The organism is Aeromonas sp. DSM 116730 (assembly GCF_046581335.1).
Classification (GTDB): Bacteria; Pseudomonadota; Gammaproteobacteria; order Enterobacterales; family Aeromonadaceae; genus Aeromonas; species Aeromonas rivipollensis.
On the sequence record NZ_CP144265.1, the window covers coordinates 3,870,573 to 3,885,890 of the forward strand.

Genomic DNA, 15,318 nt, shown 5'->3' on the forward strand with positions numbered 1-15,318 from the left:
CACGACAGAAACCACGTGGGTTAGCCAGCAAAATATCCATCAGCTCACCTTTTCCTCGTCATCCACGCCCAGGATCTCCACCTCGAAGGTGACGGTGTGACCCGCCAGCGGGTGGTTGAAATCGACCGTCACCGACATCCCTTCCACCGCCCGTATGATGCCCGGCAGCTCGCTGCCATTGGGCTGGTCGAAGAGGATGATGGTGCCAATCTTGGGCTCCACATCGGCACCGAACTTGGCTCTGTCCAGATGGTAGATGTTGTCGGGATTGGAGTGACCGAACGCCTGCTCAGGCGCCAGCGTGAAGCTCTTGGCCTCCCCCTGTTGCAGCCCCAGCAGACACTGCTCGAAGCTCGATGTCAGGCTGCCGTCCCCCATCCGCAGGCGGGCCGGTTTGCCGTGCAGCGCCGTGCTGTCGGCCACAGAGCCGTCTTCCAGCTTGATGGAGAAGTGGAACAGTACGCTGCTGTCAGCGCCTATGGCCTGGCTCATGCCGCCTCCTTCTGTTTTTCGGACCGGAAGCCTTCCAGCACTATCATGGCTGCGCCGATGAAGATAAAGCTGTCCGCCAGGTTGAATGCAGGCCAATGGGAGCGCTGCCAGTAGAAGTCGAGAAAATCGACTACGTGGCCCAGCACCAGGCGATCAAAGACGTTGCCAAGGGCTCCGCCGATGATGAGCGAATAGGCGATGCCGCTCCAGCGCTGGGTGACCGACTGCTTTCGCAGCCAGTGTGTCAGCAGCCCACAGATGGCAAACGCCAAGACCGCGAAGAACCAGCGCTGCCAGCCCCCCTGATCGGCCAGGAAGCTGAACGCTGCGCCCTTGTTGTAGACGTGCACCAGGTTGAAGAAGGGGGTGATCTCCACCCCCGGATAGCCAAACGGCAGCAACTTGACCACGGCGAGCTTGCTCGCCTGGTCCAGTACGAAAGCCAGCACCGCCAGCCACAGCCAACGCAGGCCCGTTTTGTTATGAAGAGCGTTATTGGTCATGTTCATCAGGCAAATTGACGCGTTTCGCCGTCACCCTCGACGTTGGTGACGCAGCGGCCACAGATCTCTTCGTGACCGGCTATGGTGCCCACGTCTTCCACATGGTGCCAGCAGCGGTCGCACTTGGCGGCGGCAGACTGGGCCACGTTCAGCCACAGATCATCGCGCTCGGTCGCAACGGCACCTTCCGGTGCTGTGCCAGCCACCACCACCTTGGCCTTGGAGGTGAGCAGCACGAAGCGCAGCTCATCGGCCAAAGCATTCAGGCGCTTAGCCAGCTCGGGTTTGGCGAACAGGGTCAGTTCGGCCTGCAGGGAGCCACCGATGCGCTTCTCGCCACGGGCGGCTTCCAGTGCCTTGTTCACTTCACCGCGCACTGTGAGGATCTCAGCCCAGAAATCGTCGTTCAGCACTTCACCCGCTTCCAGCCCGAACAGGCCGTCGTACCACTCTTCGGTGAACACGAACTCACCGCGCTCACCCGGCAGCAGAGCCCAGATTTCGTCGGCGGTGAAGCTCATGATGGGCGCCATCCAGCGCACCATGGCCTCGGCGATGTGATAGAGGGCGGTCTGGCAGGAGCGACGAGCCAGGCTGTCCGCCTTGGCGGTGTACTGCCTGTCCTTGATCACATCCAGGTAGAAGGAGCCCATCTCGATGGAGCAGAACTGCATCAGCTTCTGGGTCACACCGTGGAAATTGTACTCATCGAACGCCGCCATGATCTCGGCCTGTACCGCCTTGGCACGGCCCACGGCCCAACGATCCACCACCACCATGTCGGCAGGCGCCACCATGTCGGTCGCCGGATTGAAGCCGTTCAGGTTGGCCAGCAGGAAGCGGGCTGTGTTGCGAATACGGCGATATGCATCGGCGGAGCGCTTGAGGATCTCGTCGGAGACTGTCATCTCACCGGTGTAGTCGGTGCTCGCTACCCACAGGCGCAGGATGTCGGCGCCCAGCTTGTTCATTACGTCCTGCGGACTGACCACGTTGCCGATGGACTTGGACATCTTGCGGCCCTGACCATCCACGGTGAAGCCGTGAGTCAGCACCTGGTTGTAGGGAGCCTTGTCTTTCATGGCCACGCCGATCATCAGGGAGGACATGAACCAGCCGCGGTGCTGGTCAGAACCTTCCAGATACATGTCGGCCGGGTTGCCATTGAACTCGGGGCGGGCATCGACCACTGAGGAGTGGGTCGATCCTGAGTCGAACCAGACGTCCAGGGTGTCGGGCACCTTGTCGTACAGGTCGGCGTCGCTGCCCAGCAGCTCGGCCTTGTCCAGATCCCACCAGGCCTGGATGCCGGACTGTTCGACCCGCTTGGCCACCTCTTCCATCAGGCGCACGGATTCAGGGTGCAGCGCCTGAGTCTCCTTGTGAACGAACAGGGAGATGGGCACGCCCCAGGTACGCTGACGGGAGATACACCAGTCAGGACGGTTCTCAACCATCGCCTGGATACGGTTCTTGCCCCATGCCGGTACCCAACCGCTCTGGCCGTGCTGGGCGATGCCATCTTTCTCGATGCGCTCTATCTCTTCCAGCGCGCGCTTGCGCAATCCCTTCTGCTCCATGCTGATGAACCACTGGGGGGTGGCACGGAAGATGATCGGGGTCTTGTGACGCCAGCAATGGGGGTAGGAGTGGTTGAACACCTTGTGGTGCAGCAGGGCACCACGCTCGGTCAGCACCTCGACCACGGCCGCATTGGCCTTGAACACGTGCTGGCCGGCAAACAGTTCGGTATCCGGCAGGTAGACGCCGTTGCTGCCAACCGGGTTGGCCACTTCCAGACCGTACTTTTGACCGACCACGAAGTCTTCCTGACCGTGGCCAGGGGCGGTGTGCACGGCGCCGGTACCGGCATCCAGGGTGACGTGGTCACCCAGCACCACAGGCACGTCGAAGCTGTAGAAGGGGTGGTTGAAGCGCAGCAGCTCGAGCGCCGCACCCTTGGCATAGCCCAGGTTGTGGAATTTCTCGATACCGGCTCTGTCCATCACATCCTTGACCAGCTCGGCGGCCAGGATCAGGCGCTCGGGGTTGTCACCCTCCACCTGTACCAGGGCGTAGTCCAGATCGGCGTGCATGGCGATGGCACGGTTGGCCGGCAGGGTCCAGGGGGTGGTGGTCCAGATCACGGCAGAGAGCGGGCCACGGCCGGTGTGACCTTCGGGGCAGTCGAACTTGGCAGCCACTGTCGCCTCGTCGACGGCCTTGAAGCGCACATCGATGGAGGGGGAATTCTTGTCGTAGTACTCCACTTCGGCTTCCGCCAGGGCGGAGCCGCAGTCGGTACACCAGTGCACCGGCTTGGAACCCTTGTGCAGGTGACCATTGGCGACGATCTTGGCCATGGAGCGGATGATGTTGGCTTCGGTGCCAAAGTCCATGGTCAGGTAGGGGTGTTCCCAGTCACCCAGCACGCCCAGACGGATGAAGTCGGTCTTCTGCGCTTCGATCTGGGTCTTGGCGTATTTGCGGCACTCGGCGCGGAACTCGGCGGCGGAGACCTTCTCCCCCGGCTTGCCGACCATGCCTTCCACCTTCAGCTCTATGGGCAGACCGTGGCAATCCCAGCCCGGCACATAGGGGGAATCGAAGCCGGAGAGGCCCTTGGACTTGATGATGATGTCTTTGAGGATCTTGTTGACCGAGTGACCGATGTGAATGCTGCCGTTCGCGTAGGGAGGGCCATCATGCAGAATGAAGGAAGGCTTGCCCGCTTTGGCGCGGCGAATGGCGCCGTAAAGATCCTGATCGTACCAACGCTTGAGCATGTTGGGTTCGCGCTTGGCCAGATCGCCACGCATCGGAAACTCGGTTTCCGGCAGATTCAGGGTGTGTTTATAGTCGCTCATCAGTCCTGGGTTCCCTTCTTTTCTAAAAGAGTGCTGGGTAAATTGAATGGTGGCAGCCCGAACCAGGCTCGGGCCGCCAGGGCATCTCGTTCGATCTGCTCTTTCAAGGCGGTGAAAGAGGCAAACTTCTGCTCTTCGCGCAGCTTGTGGCGAAGCAGCACCTTGACCTGCTGACCGTATAGATCACCAGAAAAATCAAATAGATGTACTTCCAATCTGGCTTGTGTACCGCTCAAGGTCGGCCGTACACCCACATTGGCGACACCGGGGAAGGTCTTGCCGGAACATAACACTTCCACCGCGAACACGCCACCGACCGGGATCACCTGCCGTTTGAGCGCGAGATTGGCGGTAGGAAAACCTATGGTGCGCCCCAGCTTGTCGCCGTGGGCCACCCGACCACTGATGGCATAGGGACGGCCGAGCATCAGCTCCACCTCCGCCATCCGCCCCGCCTTCAAGGCCTCGCGCACTAGCGTGCTGCTGACCCGCTGGCGCTCGACCTGGAAGCTCTGGGTGCTGATCACCTCGAAGCCGAAGCGATGACCCGCCTCCTCCAGCAGGTGGAAGTCCCCCTCCCGCCCCTTGCCGAAGCGAAAATCATCGCCCACCACCAGGTAGTGCACGCCGAGTTTCTCCACCAGCAACTGCTCGATGAAGCTGCTGGCGGCCTGCTCGGCGAAGCGGTGCGTGAACCGCACACAGAGCATGCGATCTATCTGCATCCCCTTGAGGGCTTCGTACTTCTCCCGCCAACGGCTGAGACGGGCAGGAGCGGCGTCCCCCGCAAACAGCTCAAGGGGCTGTGGCTCGAACAGCATGACGCAGGCGGGCAGGCCAAGCTGGGCGGCTTTCTCCTGCAGTCGGGCCAGCACCGCATGGTGGCCCTGATGAACCCCATCGAAGTTGCCTATGGTCAATACACAGCCCCGATGATGGGGCTTGATATTGTGAATGCCGCGAATGAGTTCCATCAGTGCCTTGTGCGTTGCTGCCATGGAAATCGGCGGATTATATATCAGGCAGCAGGCAGGGTCAGCCCTGCTGTTGAGCCGATTTCAGGTATCTGACCCGGAACACGGGCATCATCAGCCTCATTGCTGACCCGATTTCAGGTGTCTTGGCCTGACCCCCAGCACCAACAGGACTATTCCATACAAGGCGCCCCCAAGGCAGAGCAGCAAGGTCAGCTCCAGACTGGCTTTGCCCATGCTCCAGGCTCCCCACTGGGCGAGATCCGGTGACAGATAGCCAAGCACGCCCCCCATCAGCACGGTCGCCACCAGCAGCTTGAGGCAGAACACGCCCGTGTTGCGGGAAGGGCGATAGACCGCCTGCTGATACAACCCCTTGAACAGCAGGGCCGCATTCAGGGTGCCGGAGCAGGCGGTGGCGAGCGCCAGCCCCACATAGCCAAGCGGATAGATGAAGATGAGGTTGCACACCATGTTGGCCACCATGGCCATGATGCCGATCCGTACCGGGGTCCTGGTGTCCTGGCGGGCATAGTAGCCGGGGGCCAGCACCTTGATCAGCATCAGGGAGAGCAGCCCTGTGGTGGATGCCAGCAGGCTGGCGCTGGACATTGCCACCTCGTGCATGCCGAACTCCCCGCGCATGAAGAGCACTCGCAGTATGGGCTCGCGCAATACGGCAATCCCCACCATGGCGGGCAGGCCGAGCAGCATCACCATGCGCACCCCCCAGTCCATGGTACGGGAGAAGTCGGCCGGATCCGCATCCACATGCTTCTTGGCCAGCGCTGGCAGGATCACTGTGCTGATGGCGACCGCGAACAGGCCGAGGGGGAACTCCAGCAGGCGATCCGAGTAGTAGAGATAGCTGATGGCACCGGTCGCCAGGAAGGAGGCCAGCATGGTGTTGATCAGCAGATTGATCTGGCTGACCGAGACGCCGAACAGCGCCGGTATCATCAGGGTGCGGATCTTCACCACACCAGGATGGTGCCAACCCCACTTGGGCCACACCAGCATGTTGATCTGGCGCAGGAAGGGGTACTGGAACAGAAACTGCACCAAGCCGCCGAGGAAGACGCCGATCGCCAGCGCGATCTCGGGCCGCTCCAGCAACGGGGCTATCCACCAGGCCGCCGCTATCATGGTGAGGTTGAGGAACACCGGCGTGAAGGAGGAGACGGCGAAGCGACCAAAGGTGTTGAGAATGGCCCCGGCCATGGCGGTGAAGGTGATGAACCAGAGATAGGGGAAGGTAATCTTGAGCATCAGGCTGGCCAGCTCGAACTTCTCGGCCGCCGGGCCGCCGTGCAGCCAGTCCCAGAACCAGCCCCAGCCGAACAGGGCCGTCAGCACCCCCGAGCCCAGCACACCGAGCAGGGTGACTATGGTGACTATGCCCCCAAGGGTGCCCGCCACTGCGGCCAGCAGCTCTCGCACGGCCTGCTCGTCACCGTTTTTCTTGTACTCCGTCATCACCGGCACGAAGGCCTGGTTGAAAGCCCCTTCGGCGAACAGCCGGCGCAAGAAGTTGGGAATGCGGTTGGCGAAGAAGAAGACGTCTGCGGCCACCCCGGCACCGAGCAGATTGGCGATGACCACATCGCGCACCAAGCCCATCACACGGGACACCAGCGTCATTGCGGACACTATCATGCCGGATTTGATCAATTTCTTACTCAAGACGAGGCCTCTGGAACTGTCAGAATGGAAAGAATGCTGCTAGAATCGGCCGACAGTTTAACCGCCTCCCAACTGACACACCACCGGGGGGCGGTGTTTATTTGCACAAATCATTTGACAATATGTGGTTGAGAAGGCATATTTCCGGGCCTTTTCAATACACTCGCTAAGACAGTTTTAGGAGTTTTACCTTGGCTAATATCAAATCTGCTAAGAAGCGCGCGATTCAGTCAGAGAAACGTCGTCAACACAACGCCAGCCGTCGTTCAATGACCCGTACCTATCTGAAGAAAGTAATTGCTGCCATCGCTTCTGGCGACAAAGCTGCTGCCACTGCAGCTTTCGCTGTTGCTCAGCCGATCATGGATCGTATGGCGACCAAAGGCCTGATCCACAAGAACAAAGCTGCTCGTCACAAGAGCCGCCTGTCTGCCCAGATCAAAGCTATGGCTTAATCAGCTTCGGCTGAACAAAGCTAAAAAAACCGGCCTTAGTGCCGGTTTTTTATTTGGGTTCGCTACAATACAGCCTGTGCAACAATCCAATCATCTCGCGTACCTCATGGCTGCGCAGCGAATAGTAGACCGTCTGGGCCTCTTTTCGCGTCGCCACCAGCTCATCGCGCCGCAGCACAGCCAGATGCTGTGACAGGGCCGATTGACTCAGTCCAAGCACCTCGTTGAGTTCCCCCACCGATAGCTCTCTCTCCAATAACTGGCACAGAATGAACAAGCGCCGTTCATTGGCCAGCGCCTTGAGCAGGGTGACCGCACGTCCGGCATTCGCCTCCATCTCTTCCAACTGCATCGCATTCCCTCCCCTGCAAGACAGGAATCATACCCTCTGCCCCGTCGATTTAAAATGACAGGGTCGCCGGCTGAATGGTGGTGAAATCCTCCTGACCGGCAAAGAGGAAGGAGAAATCACTCTCGCACACCCGCTTCACCGCCGGATGCTGGATCATCCGCTCGGCAAAGATGACGTAGTACTCCTCCATCAGATCCTGGGTCTCCCCGATCAGCATCACCTCCTCTCCCTCCAGGATCTCCTCCCGATAGATGGTCGGTGCCATGAAGATACCCTGATTGAAGAAACCAAACGCCTTCATCAGGGCCGCATCATCGAATTCCCCCAGGATGCTGGGAGAGATGCCCTGCTGCTCGAACCACTGGGTCAGCTGGCGCCCCATGGCGGTACGACGGCCCGGAATGAGCAGCTTGCGCTCCTCGAGACAGGCAGGAAAAGGCTTTTCGGGCAGCGGCGCCTTGCAGAAGAAGCTGACGCCACAGCCTCCTAGTCGCTTGGAGAGCAGGCCGGCGTGCTGGCTGGAGTCCACCGGACAATCGGAGAGGATCATGTCTAGCTTGTGCTCGCTCAGTTGCTCCAGCAGCAGCTCGTGGGTCGATTCGAAACAGCGCAGGTGGATGGAGCCGTCGTTGGGGATGACGGAGAGTAGCACCCGGCTGGCGAGGCGCTTGGAGAGTGCATCGGCGATGCCGACGTCGAACAGGATCTGGCTCTCCTTGCGGTAGTTGACGATATCCAGCATCTCGTAGGATAGGCTGAACATCTTGTCGGCATAGCGAAACACCAGCTGACCCAGTTCGGTGGCCTCGAGGGAACGCCCCTTGCGGATCAACAGCTTGCCGCCGAGACGCTGCTCCAGCAGTTTGATCTGACCGGTGACTGTCTGGGGAGTGAGGAAGAGGGCTTCCGCCGCCTGGGTGACGGAGCCCTTCTTCTGAGTCATCCAAAAATAGTAGAGGTGGTTGTAATTAAGGTGTGACATCCGATGGGGTTCCCGCGCTGCGCGGGCTCCGGTAGCAGCTGAGTTCAACCGCCAGAATGTCATACATGTCGCTGATCGAGTCAACCTTGTTTGCGCCGAACTGCTCTTGCAGGGTCAGCTTGAGGCGGGCCGGATCCGGCATCCGCTCCCCGCAGTAACGCTTGTGGGACTGCTTGACTCGTTCGCCGGCCCGGCTGCTGAGGGCCCGCTCGGTGAAGGTTTCACCGAATCGGGCCTTGGCCTGCTTGTCCCCCAGCATGAGGGCACTGTCCACCACCCCATTGAGATAGGCCGAGCAACTGGCCGACGCCGCATCCTGCTGGCACTCAGCCAGGCTATTCGCCCAGACTGCCGGGCTCGCCAGCATGACTAACCATCCGAGTCTTCTCATAACCCCTCCGTGCTTTGATTCGCCTCCCGATTGGGCAGCGATATCCGCAGGGCGATAAAACCGATCACGGCCGCCAGGGTGGATCCCACCAGGATCCCGAGGCGTGAGTAGCTGCCGTAGTCCAGTCCGCCATGCTCGAATGCCAGCGATGCGATGAACATCGACATGGTAAAGCCGATGCCACACAGGATGCTGACCGCAAAGATCTGCTTGAAGTTGACGCCGCTCGGCAGCTGGGCGATGCCGAGTTTCACCGACAGCCAGCTGATGGTGAAGATGCCGAGGGGTTTGCCGATGAAGAGCCCCAGTATGATGCCCATGGGCACCGGGCTGAGCAGATCCGACAGCTGGATCCCGTCGAGGGAGACCCCTGCGTTGGCAAAGGCAAACAACGGCAGTATCAGGTACGCACTCCAGGGGTGCAGCACATGCTCCAGGTGTTTGAGCGGCGAGGCATAGCGCTTCCCGGAGATAGGGATCATGAAGCCAACGATGACGCCGGCCAGGGTCGCATGGACGCCGGACTTGAGCACTGCAACCCAGAGCACCAGACCCACCAGCATGTAGAGGCCGATCCTGTCCTCACCGCGGCGATTCATCCAGAGCAGAGTGAGGGTCGCCACTATGCCGACCGCCAGTGCGGTCAGCGACAGCTGCTGGGTATAGAAGAGGGCGATGATGATGATGACCCCAAGGTCATCCATGATGGCCAGGGCCAGCAGGAATACCTTGAGGCTGGTCGGCACCCGCTTGCCGAGCAGCGCCATCACCCCGAGGGCGAAGGCGATGTCGGTTGCGGCCGGAATGGCCCAGCCGGCCCGGGTCACTTCGTCTTCATAGTTGAAGAAGGCATAGATGAGCGCAGGGGCCAGCATGCCGCCCACGGCGGCGATGGCCGGGAAGGTGGCCTGCACCCGTGATGAGAGCGCCCCCTCCAGCATCTCACGCTTTACTTCCAGCCCGACCAGCAGGAAGAAGATCGCCATGAAGCCGTCGTTGATCCAGAGCAGCAGCGGCTTGTTGATGTCGAGGGCGGCAATGCGCACCTGTACCTGGGTATTGAGGAAACTCTGATAGTGCTCCGCCAGGGCAGAGTTGGCCAGACCGATGGCCACCAGGGCGGCCAGGATCAGAATTATTCCGGAGGCTGACTCCAGTTTGAGAAATCGCTTGAACACATCGCTCATGGTCTAACTATCCATAAAATTGTACTTTTTCAGTCTAGGGGCCGAGTGAGTTAATGAAAAATCGTTTCTAACTGCCAATAACAACGGAAAAACCGAAGGCAAAATGAATCATGCCTGCTATAAGCACGTTTTACCCCGCCTTCATGAGCCCACGGAGCATTCTTTTTTTTGCATATTTATTCTGTTCAGGTATGAAAAAGGCGCCCGCAGGCGCCTTTCGAACAGATGGAATAACGTAATGCCGCCACGCGGGAGATCCCGCCGAGAGCCGCTCGCCATCACGGCGGATACTGGATCAGATGGCAACAGGGGCCCTGATACCCGGATGGGGATCATAACCCAAGATCTCGAAGTCCTCGAACCTGTAGTCGAAGATGGAGTCCGGCTTGCGCTTGATCACCAGCTGCGGTAAGGGACGCGGCTCGCGGGAGAGCTGCAGCGCCGTTTGCTCCATGTGGTTGGAGTAGAGGTGTACGTCGCCACCGGTCCAGACGAAGTCGCCCACGGCCAGATCGCACTGCTGGGCCATCATGTGGGTCAGCAGGGCGTAGCTGGCGATGTTGAACGGCAGGCCGAGGAAGACGTCGCAACTGCGCTGGTAGAGCTGGCAGGAGAGCTTGCCGTCCGCCACGTAGAACTGGAAGAAGGCGTGACAAGGGGCGAGCGCCATCTTGTCCAGCTCACCCACGTTCCAGGCGGAGACTATGATGCGGCGCGAGTCCGGGTTGTGCTTGATGTCATCCACCGCCTTCTGGATCTGGTCGATGACGGCACCATCGGCCGCCGGCCAGGAGCGCCACTGGGCACCGTAGACAGGGCCCAGATCGCCGTGCTCGTCGGCCCACTCGTCCCAGATGCTGACGCCGTGCTCCTTCAGGTAGGCGGTGTTGGTGTTGCCATTGAGGAACCACAGCAGCTCGTGAATGATGGAGCGCAGGTGGCACTTCTTGGTGGTGACCAGCGGGAAGCCTTCCGCCAGATTGAAGCGCATCTGATGACCGAACAGGGAGACTGTCCCCGTGCCGGTGCGATCGGATTTGACGGTGCCTTCATCCAGGATCTTCTGCATCAGGTCGAGATAGGCCCTCATTGCTTTGCCTCCTTCGCCGCGTTGCCGAACAACTGCGGACGCTTGTAGGCAACCCAGATCATCAGGGCGCCGATGATGATCATCGGAGTGGAGAGGATCTGGCCCATGCTGATCTCCTGGAAGTAGAGACCGAGCTGGCTGTCAGGCTGGCGTACGAACTCCACCAGGAAGCGGAACAGGCCGTAGAACAGCAGGAACATGCCGGAGATGGCGCCCCGTGGTGGGTTCTTGCGCCAGAACAGGTTCAGTATGATGAAGAGCACCACACCTTCCAGAGCGAACTGGTAGAGCTGGGAGGGGTGACGCGGCTCGGGGCCGGCCTCCGGGAAGATGATGGCCCAGGGCACGTCTGTGACCCGGCCCCACAGCTCGCCGTTCATGAAGTTGCCGATGCGGCCGACACCGAGGCCGAACGGAATGAGCGGCGCCACGAAGTCAGCCACGGTGAAGAAGTGACGCTTGGTCTTGTGGGCAAACCAGATCATGGCGGTGATGACACCGATCAGGCCGCCGTGGAACGACATGCCGCCGGTCCAGATCTTGAACAGGTAAGTGGGATCGGCCAGGAAGAGATCGAAGTTGTAGAACAGCACATAGCCGATACGACCGCCCAGGATCACCCCGAGGAAGCCGTAGAACAGCAGATCGGAGACCTCGTTGCGAGTCCAGCCACTGTTGGGCGCATCGGCGCGGCGGCCCGCAAGCCACATGGCAAAGGCAAAACCAAACAAATACATGAGACCATACCAGCGTACCGATAGTGGTCCCAAACTGAATGCTACGGGATCAATCTGCGAGAAAACCCAATATCCGTCGTGCTGCATGGCGCGGCCCCAGTCATAAGAAAAGCCGCATTCTCCGATCATTCGTCAGCAGGAACAAGACTGAATATCAATCGGGCAACTTGGTCTTGTGGCCCGCGCGCAGCAAACCGCCCAGACCGTGCTCTTCCAGGTAGCGGGCAAACAGGCCACGGAGCACGTGGGGATTGTCGTGCTTGAGGCCATCGGCCATCAGCGCCTTCAGCTCGCCGAGATCGGATTGACGCAGCACGTACTTGATGCGGGAGATGTTGTGGGTGTTCATGCTGAAACGGCGATAGCCCATGGCCAGCAGCAGCAGCACGCCGACCGGATCCCCGGCCAGCTCGCCACAGACAGAGACCGGCTTCTGGTAGCGATGGGAGGCATCGACCAGCAGTTGCAGGGCGCGGATCACCGCGGGATGGAAGGCGTCATAGATGCTGGCGACCCGGGCATTGTTGCGATCCACCGCCAGCAGATACTGGGTCAGGTCATTGCTGCCCACCGACCAGAAGTCGATGAGGGGGGCCATCTCCGGCAGGATGTAGAGGGCGGAGGGCACCTCTATCATCACCCCCAGGCTGGGGTAGCGGATCACCGCATCGCGGCTCGCCGCCTCTTCCGACACTTCACGCCAGGCCTGATCCAGCAGCCGGCGGGAAGCCTTGATTTCACTGACGCTGCTGATCATCGGCAGCATGATGGCCAGATTGTCCAGCCCTTCGCTGGCGCGCAGCATGGCCTTGAGCTGCACCAGGAACAACTCGGGGTGATCCAGGGTGAGCCGGATCCCCCGCCAGCCAAGGAAGGGATTTTCCTCCACTATGGGGAAATAGGGCAATTGCTTGTCCCCCCCCACGTCTAGGGTGCGCATGCAGACCGGGCGATCCCGATAAGTCTCCAGGATCCCGCGATAGCGCGCCGTCTGCTCCCATTCGGAGGGGAAGCTGTCCTGCAGCATGAAGGGGATCTCGGTGCGATAGAGCCCGACCCCGTCCGCCAGATGGTTGAGGGAGATCTCGGTGTCGGCACTGAGGCCGGCGTTGAGCAGCAAGGAGACAGGAGTGCCGTCAGCCGTCTCCGAGGGTTGATTGTCGACACTGCGCACCAGGGTATCGAGCGCCCGCTCCTCGCTCAGCAGTTGCCGGTACTCGGTCAGGATCACCTGATTGGGCTCGATGAAGAGATCGCCGCTGTAACCGTCGACAACCAGGGTGCGACCACCTATGTCACCCAGGGGCAGATCCACCCCCATGATGGCCGCCACTCCCATGGCGCGGGCCAGGATGGCGGCATGGGAGTTGGTCCCCCCCTTGAGCGAGACCACGCCGCTCAGGAACTCCCGCGGGATCTCGGCGAGTATGGTGGCGGTCACCTCGTCGGCGACCAGCACCACCGGCTCCCCTATGGTGAGCTGCTCGGGTTCGTCCTGCACCAGCCGGCTGATGAGCCGCTGGGCTATGTCTTTCACATCGGTGGAGCGCTCCCGCAGGTAGGGATCCTTCATCCCCTTGAACTGCTCGATCAGCCGATCGCTGATGATCTTGACCGCGGAGATGGCGGTCCAGTGCTCCTTGCCGACCTTGTTGCGGATGGGCTTGATGTAGCCGGGATCGTTCAGCAGGTGCAGATAGATGTCGAAGATGGCGACAGAATCCTGGCTGTAGCTCTCGCGAAAGCGCAGCGCCAGGCTCTCCAGATCGTGGCGCACCTCTTCCACCGCAAGCTCCAGTCGGGCCAGCTGCTTGCCGTGGTCCTCGTCCTTGCGCGGGGTGATGCTGTTGAGCGCCTTGCGCGGGCGCCACACCCAGGCCTTGGCGATGGCGATGCCACTGGCGCCGGCGATACCGCGCAGCGGCTTGCTCCAGTCGGTCTTCTGCAACCAGCCCTTGGCCTGGGCCTGGGCGATGCGGGCCGCCAGCTGCGCCGCCAGCGTGACCATGAAGGACTCTTCCCCTTCATCGAACAGCCGGCTCTCTTTCTGCTGCACCACCAGAATGCCCACCACCTGGCGCTGGTGCATGATGGGGGCGCCGAGGAAGGAGCGAAACGCCTCTTCCGCGACATCGGGCAGGAACTTGAAACTGGGGTGAGAAGGCGCATCGGCCAGGTTGATCAGCTCTTCCCGCTGACCCACCAGGCCGACTATGCCCTGCTCGAACGGCAAGGTGGCCTTGCCCACCGCCGACTCGGCCAGGCCATCGGTGGCCGCCAGTCGATAGCGGCGCATGTCGGGCTCGGCGACATAAACGGAGCAGCAGTCCACCGTCATGGCGAGCCGGGTCTGGCTCACCAATGCTTGCAAGGCCTGTTCGAGGGTGTTGGCCTCGGCCATGCTCTCGACGATGCGTCTGAGTTCCGTCAGCAACTAATTGTGCTCCTTAGCGCGAGCGGTTGCGCCGCCCATCCTTTCGATTAACCTGCACCACCGGCACCGGCATGGCCAGCGGGGCAAACTCCTTCATCACCCGGCGGTAAACTTCCCGCTTGAAGGAGACGACCTGACGAACCGGGTACCAGAAGCTGACCCAACGCCAATCATCAAATTCCGGGTGACCATGACAGCCGAACTGGATCCTGGACTCTCTGCCAGGATCGAGCTGCAACAAAAACCATTTCTGCTTCTGGCCAATACAGACCGGTGAACTGTCCCAGCGAACGAGTCGTTTGGGTAAGCGATACTTCAGCCAGTTGCGACTGGTCGCCAGTATGGTCACATCCTCGGGCTTGAGGCCTATCTCCTCATACAGCTCACGATACATGGCCTGTTCCGGCGATTCACCATCATCAACTCCCCCCTGCGGAAACTGCCAGGAGTGCTGCCCATAGCGCTTAGCCCACAATACTTGCCCGTCACGGTTACAGATCACGATGCCGACATTGGGACGAAATCCGTCGCCATCTATCACGTGATCACCTTATAAAGGCTGAATCTATAAAGAGATTGTTCCACATTCACCCCGTGGCGGCAAACAGGGACTGTCATCTTCCACTCATGAATAACTTGGCATTTCAAGCAAAGTTATAAACAAACCGGAAGGACAAGCTCCGCAAGTTGCCCACCCAGACTGTGCATAAGCCTGTGATCAAGCGGGTATATACAGTAGTTTTATACTACGACTTCAAATCATGCCGTATCATACCCGATTCATATAAAAACAAAATATTCATTTAAATACATACAGTTAATATTTAAAGACTGGATCAAGATCCATGTCTTTTGCGCCCGAGGATCCTGGCTGTCAATTGTGAACAAGTTCGACTGTTCAAAGATCCATCAAGGCTAGTTTATCCACAAGGATGGCGCATTATCTGCACCGATATGGCGAGAAAAATCGGCGTGCTCTCACATTTATTTCTGATGCCGGGCCCTGTATCACCACTTTATGTCAGTTATCCAAGATTTCTGTGGATAACTATGTGCAACAGCCAGGCCAAACCCTTGGACAACTCGCAGCAACCGGGATCCTCCCGTTATCCAGGCTGGAGAAAAAAGTCAAATTCCTTTAAAATCATTGCCATAGATTAAAATTCACAAT

General features: G+C 59.8%; 14 protein-coding genes. 1 reads left to right on the plus strand and 13 read right to left on the minus strand.

Features of this window, described 5'->3' with window-relative positions:
* Positions 1–39: 39 nt before the first annotated feature.
* The 5 genes from fkpB to murJ all read right to left on the minus strand — a co-directional run bounded on the left by fkpB (position 40) and on the right by murJ (position 6,519).
* Positions 40–492 (minus strand): FKBP-type peptidyl-prolyl cis-trans isomerase, encoded by a 453-nt coding sequence (gene fkpB, locus Aeroheme_RS17725; protein ID WP_303808367.1) that lies wholly within the window; start codon positions 490–492, stop codon positions 40–42.
* Positions 489–1,001 (minus strand): signal peptidase II, encoded by a 513-nt coding sequence (gene lspA, locus Aeroheme_RS17730; protein ID WP_025325712.1) that lies wholly within the window; start codon positions 999–1,001, stop codon positions 489–491. Before lspA ends, fkpB begins: the two co-directional genes overlap by 4 nt.
* A complete protein-coding gene (gene ileS, locus Aeroheme_RS17735) occupies positions 1,001–3,862 on the minus strand; it encodes an isoleucine--tRNA ligase (RefSeq protein ID WP_411166299.1) in 2,862 nt (953 codons plus the stop codon). The genes lspA and ileS overlap by 1 nt, the downstream gene beginning before the upstream one ends.
* The gene (ribF, locus tag Aeroheme_RS17740; RefSeq protein ID WP_234676016.1) at positions 3,862–4,836 is read right to left on the minus strand and encodes a bifunctional riboflavin kinase/FAD synthetase; all 975 of its coding nucleotides are present in this window, start codon (positions 4,834–4,836) and stop codon (positions 3,862–3,864) included. The genes ileS and ribF overlap by 1 nt, the downstream gene beginning before the upstream one ends.
* Before the next feature lie 120 nt (positions 4,837–4,956).
* A complete protein-coding gene (murJ, locus tag Aeroheme_RS17745; protein WP_111913481.1) occupies positions 4,957–6,519 on the minus strand; it encodes a murein biosynthesis integral membrane protein MurJ in 1,563 nt (520 codons plus the stop codon).
* Positions 6,520–6,710: 191 nt separating this feature from the next.
* Here murJ and rpsT point away from each other — a divergent pair, with 191 nt between their 5' ends.
* Entirely contained in the window at positions 6,711–6,974 is a 264-nt protein-coding gene (gene rpsT / locus Aeroheme_RS17750) for a 30S ribosomal protein S20 (protein WP_033129187.1), read from the plus strand.
* Positions 6,975–7,023: 49 nt separating this feature from the next.
* Here rpsT and Aeroheme_RS17755 read toward each other — a convergent pair whose 3' ends face one another.
* From Aeroheme_RS17755 to rppH, 8 genes are all read right to left on the minus strand, one after another.
* Positions 7,024–7,326, minus strand: a complete 303-nt coding sequence (locus Aeroheme_RS17755) for an ArsR/SmtB family transcription factor (protein WP_106884992.1) — start codon at positions 7,324–7,326, stop codon at positions 7,024–7,026.
* 49 nt (positions 7,327–7,375) lie between these two features.
* On the minus strand, positions 7,376–8,308 hold the full coding sequence (gene nhaR / locus Aeroheme_RS17760) for a transcriptional activator NhaR (protein ID WP_005332358.1): 933 nt from the start codon (positions 8,306–8,308) through the stop codon (positions 7,376–7,378).
* Positions 8,295–8,675, minus strand: a complete 381-nt coding sequence (locus Aeroheme_RS17765) for a hypothetical protein (protein WP_411167259.1) — start codon at positions 8,673–8,675, stop codon at positions 8,295–8,297. The genes nhaR and Aeroheme_RS17765 overlap by 14 nt, the downstream gene beginning before the upstream one ends.
* A gap of 20 nt (positions 8,676–8,695) precedes the next feature.
* The gene (nhaA, locus tag Aeroheme_RS17770) at positions 8,696–9,886 is read right to left on the minus strand and encodes a Na+/H+ antiporter NhaA (RefSeq protein ID WP_106884995.1); all 1,191 of its coding nucleotides are present in this window, start codon (positions 9,884–9,886) and stop codon (positions 8,696–8,698) included.
* 295 nt (positions 9,887–10,181) lie between these two features.
* On the minus strand, positions 10,182–10,976 hold the full coding sequence (gene thyA / locus Aeroheme_RS17775; RefSeq protein WP_408752027.1) for a thymidylate synthase: 795 nt from the start codon (positions 10,974–10,976) through the stop codon (positions 10,182–10,184).
* Positions 10,973–11,800, minus strand: a complete 828-nt coding sequence (gene lgt / locus Aeroheme_RS17780) for a prolipoprotein diacylglyceryl transferase (RefSeq protein ID WP_041207083.1) — start codon at positions 11,798–11,800, stop codon at positions 10,973–10,975. The genes thyA and lgt overlap by 4 nt, the downstream gene beginning before the upstream one ends.
* Before the next feature lie 67 nt (positions 11,801–11,867).
* Entirely contained in the window at positions 11,868–14,147 is a 2,280-nt protein-coding gene (gene ptsP / locus Aeroheme_RS17785; protein ID WP_106884996.1) for a phosphoenolpyruvate--protein phosphotransferase, read from the minus strand.
* A gap of 13 nt (positions 14,148–14,160) precedes the next feature.
* A complete protein-coding gene (gene rppH / locus Aeroheme_RS17790) occupies positions 14,161–14,688 on the minus strand; it encodes an RNA pyrophosphohydrolase (protein ID WP_106884997.1) in 528 nt (175 codons plus the stop codon).
* Between the last annotated feature and the right edge of the window lie 630 nt (positions 14,689–15,318).

Bases quoted from the DNA above. Each gene is read 5' to 3' on its own strand.
- fkpB (WP_303808367.1), bottom strand. From the start codon at position 492: ATGAGCCAGGCCATAGGCGCTGACAGCAGCGTACTGTTCCACTTCTCC.
- lspA (WP_025325712.1), bottom strand. From the start codon at position 1,001: ATGAACATGACCAATAACGCTCTTCATAACAAAACGGGCCTGCGTTGG.
- ileS (WP_411166299.1), bottom strand. From the start codon at position 3,862: ATGAGCGACTATAAACACACCCTGAATCTGCCGGAAACCGAGTTTCCG.
- ribF (WP_234676016.1), bottom strand. From the start codon at position 4,836: ATGGAACTCATTCGCGGCATTCACAATATCAAGCCCCATCATCGGGGC.
- Aeroheme_RS17755 (WP_106884992.1), bottom strand. From the start codon at position 7,326: ATGCAGTTGGAAGAGATGGAGGCGAATGCCGGACGTGCGGTCACCCTG.
- nhaR (WP_005332358.1), bottom strand. From the start codon at position 8,308: ATGTCACACCTTAATTACAACCACCTCTACTATTTTTGGATGACTCAG.
- Aeroheme_RS17765 (WP_411167259.1), bottom strand. From the start codon at position 8,675: ATGCTGGCGAGCCCGGCAGTCTGGGCGAATAGCCTGGCTGAGTGCCAG.
- nhaA (WP_106884995.1), bottom strand. From the start codon at position 9,886: ATGAGCGATGTGTTCAAGCGATTTCTCAAACTGGAGTCAGCCTCCGGA.
- thyA (WP_408752027.1), bottom strand. From the start codon at position 10,976: ATGAGGGCCTATCTCGACCTGATGCAGAAGATCCTGGATGAAGGCACC.
- lgt (WP_041207083.1), bottom strand. From the start codon at position 11,800: ATGCAGCACGACGGATATTGGGTTTTCTCGCAGATTGATCCCGTAGCA.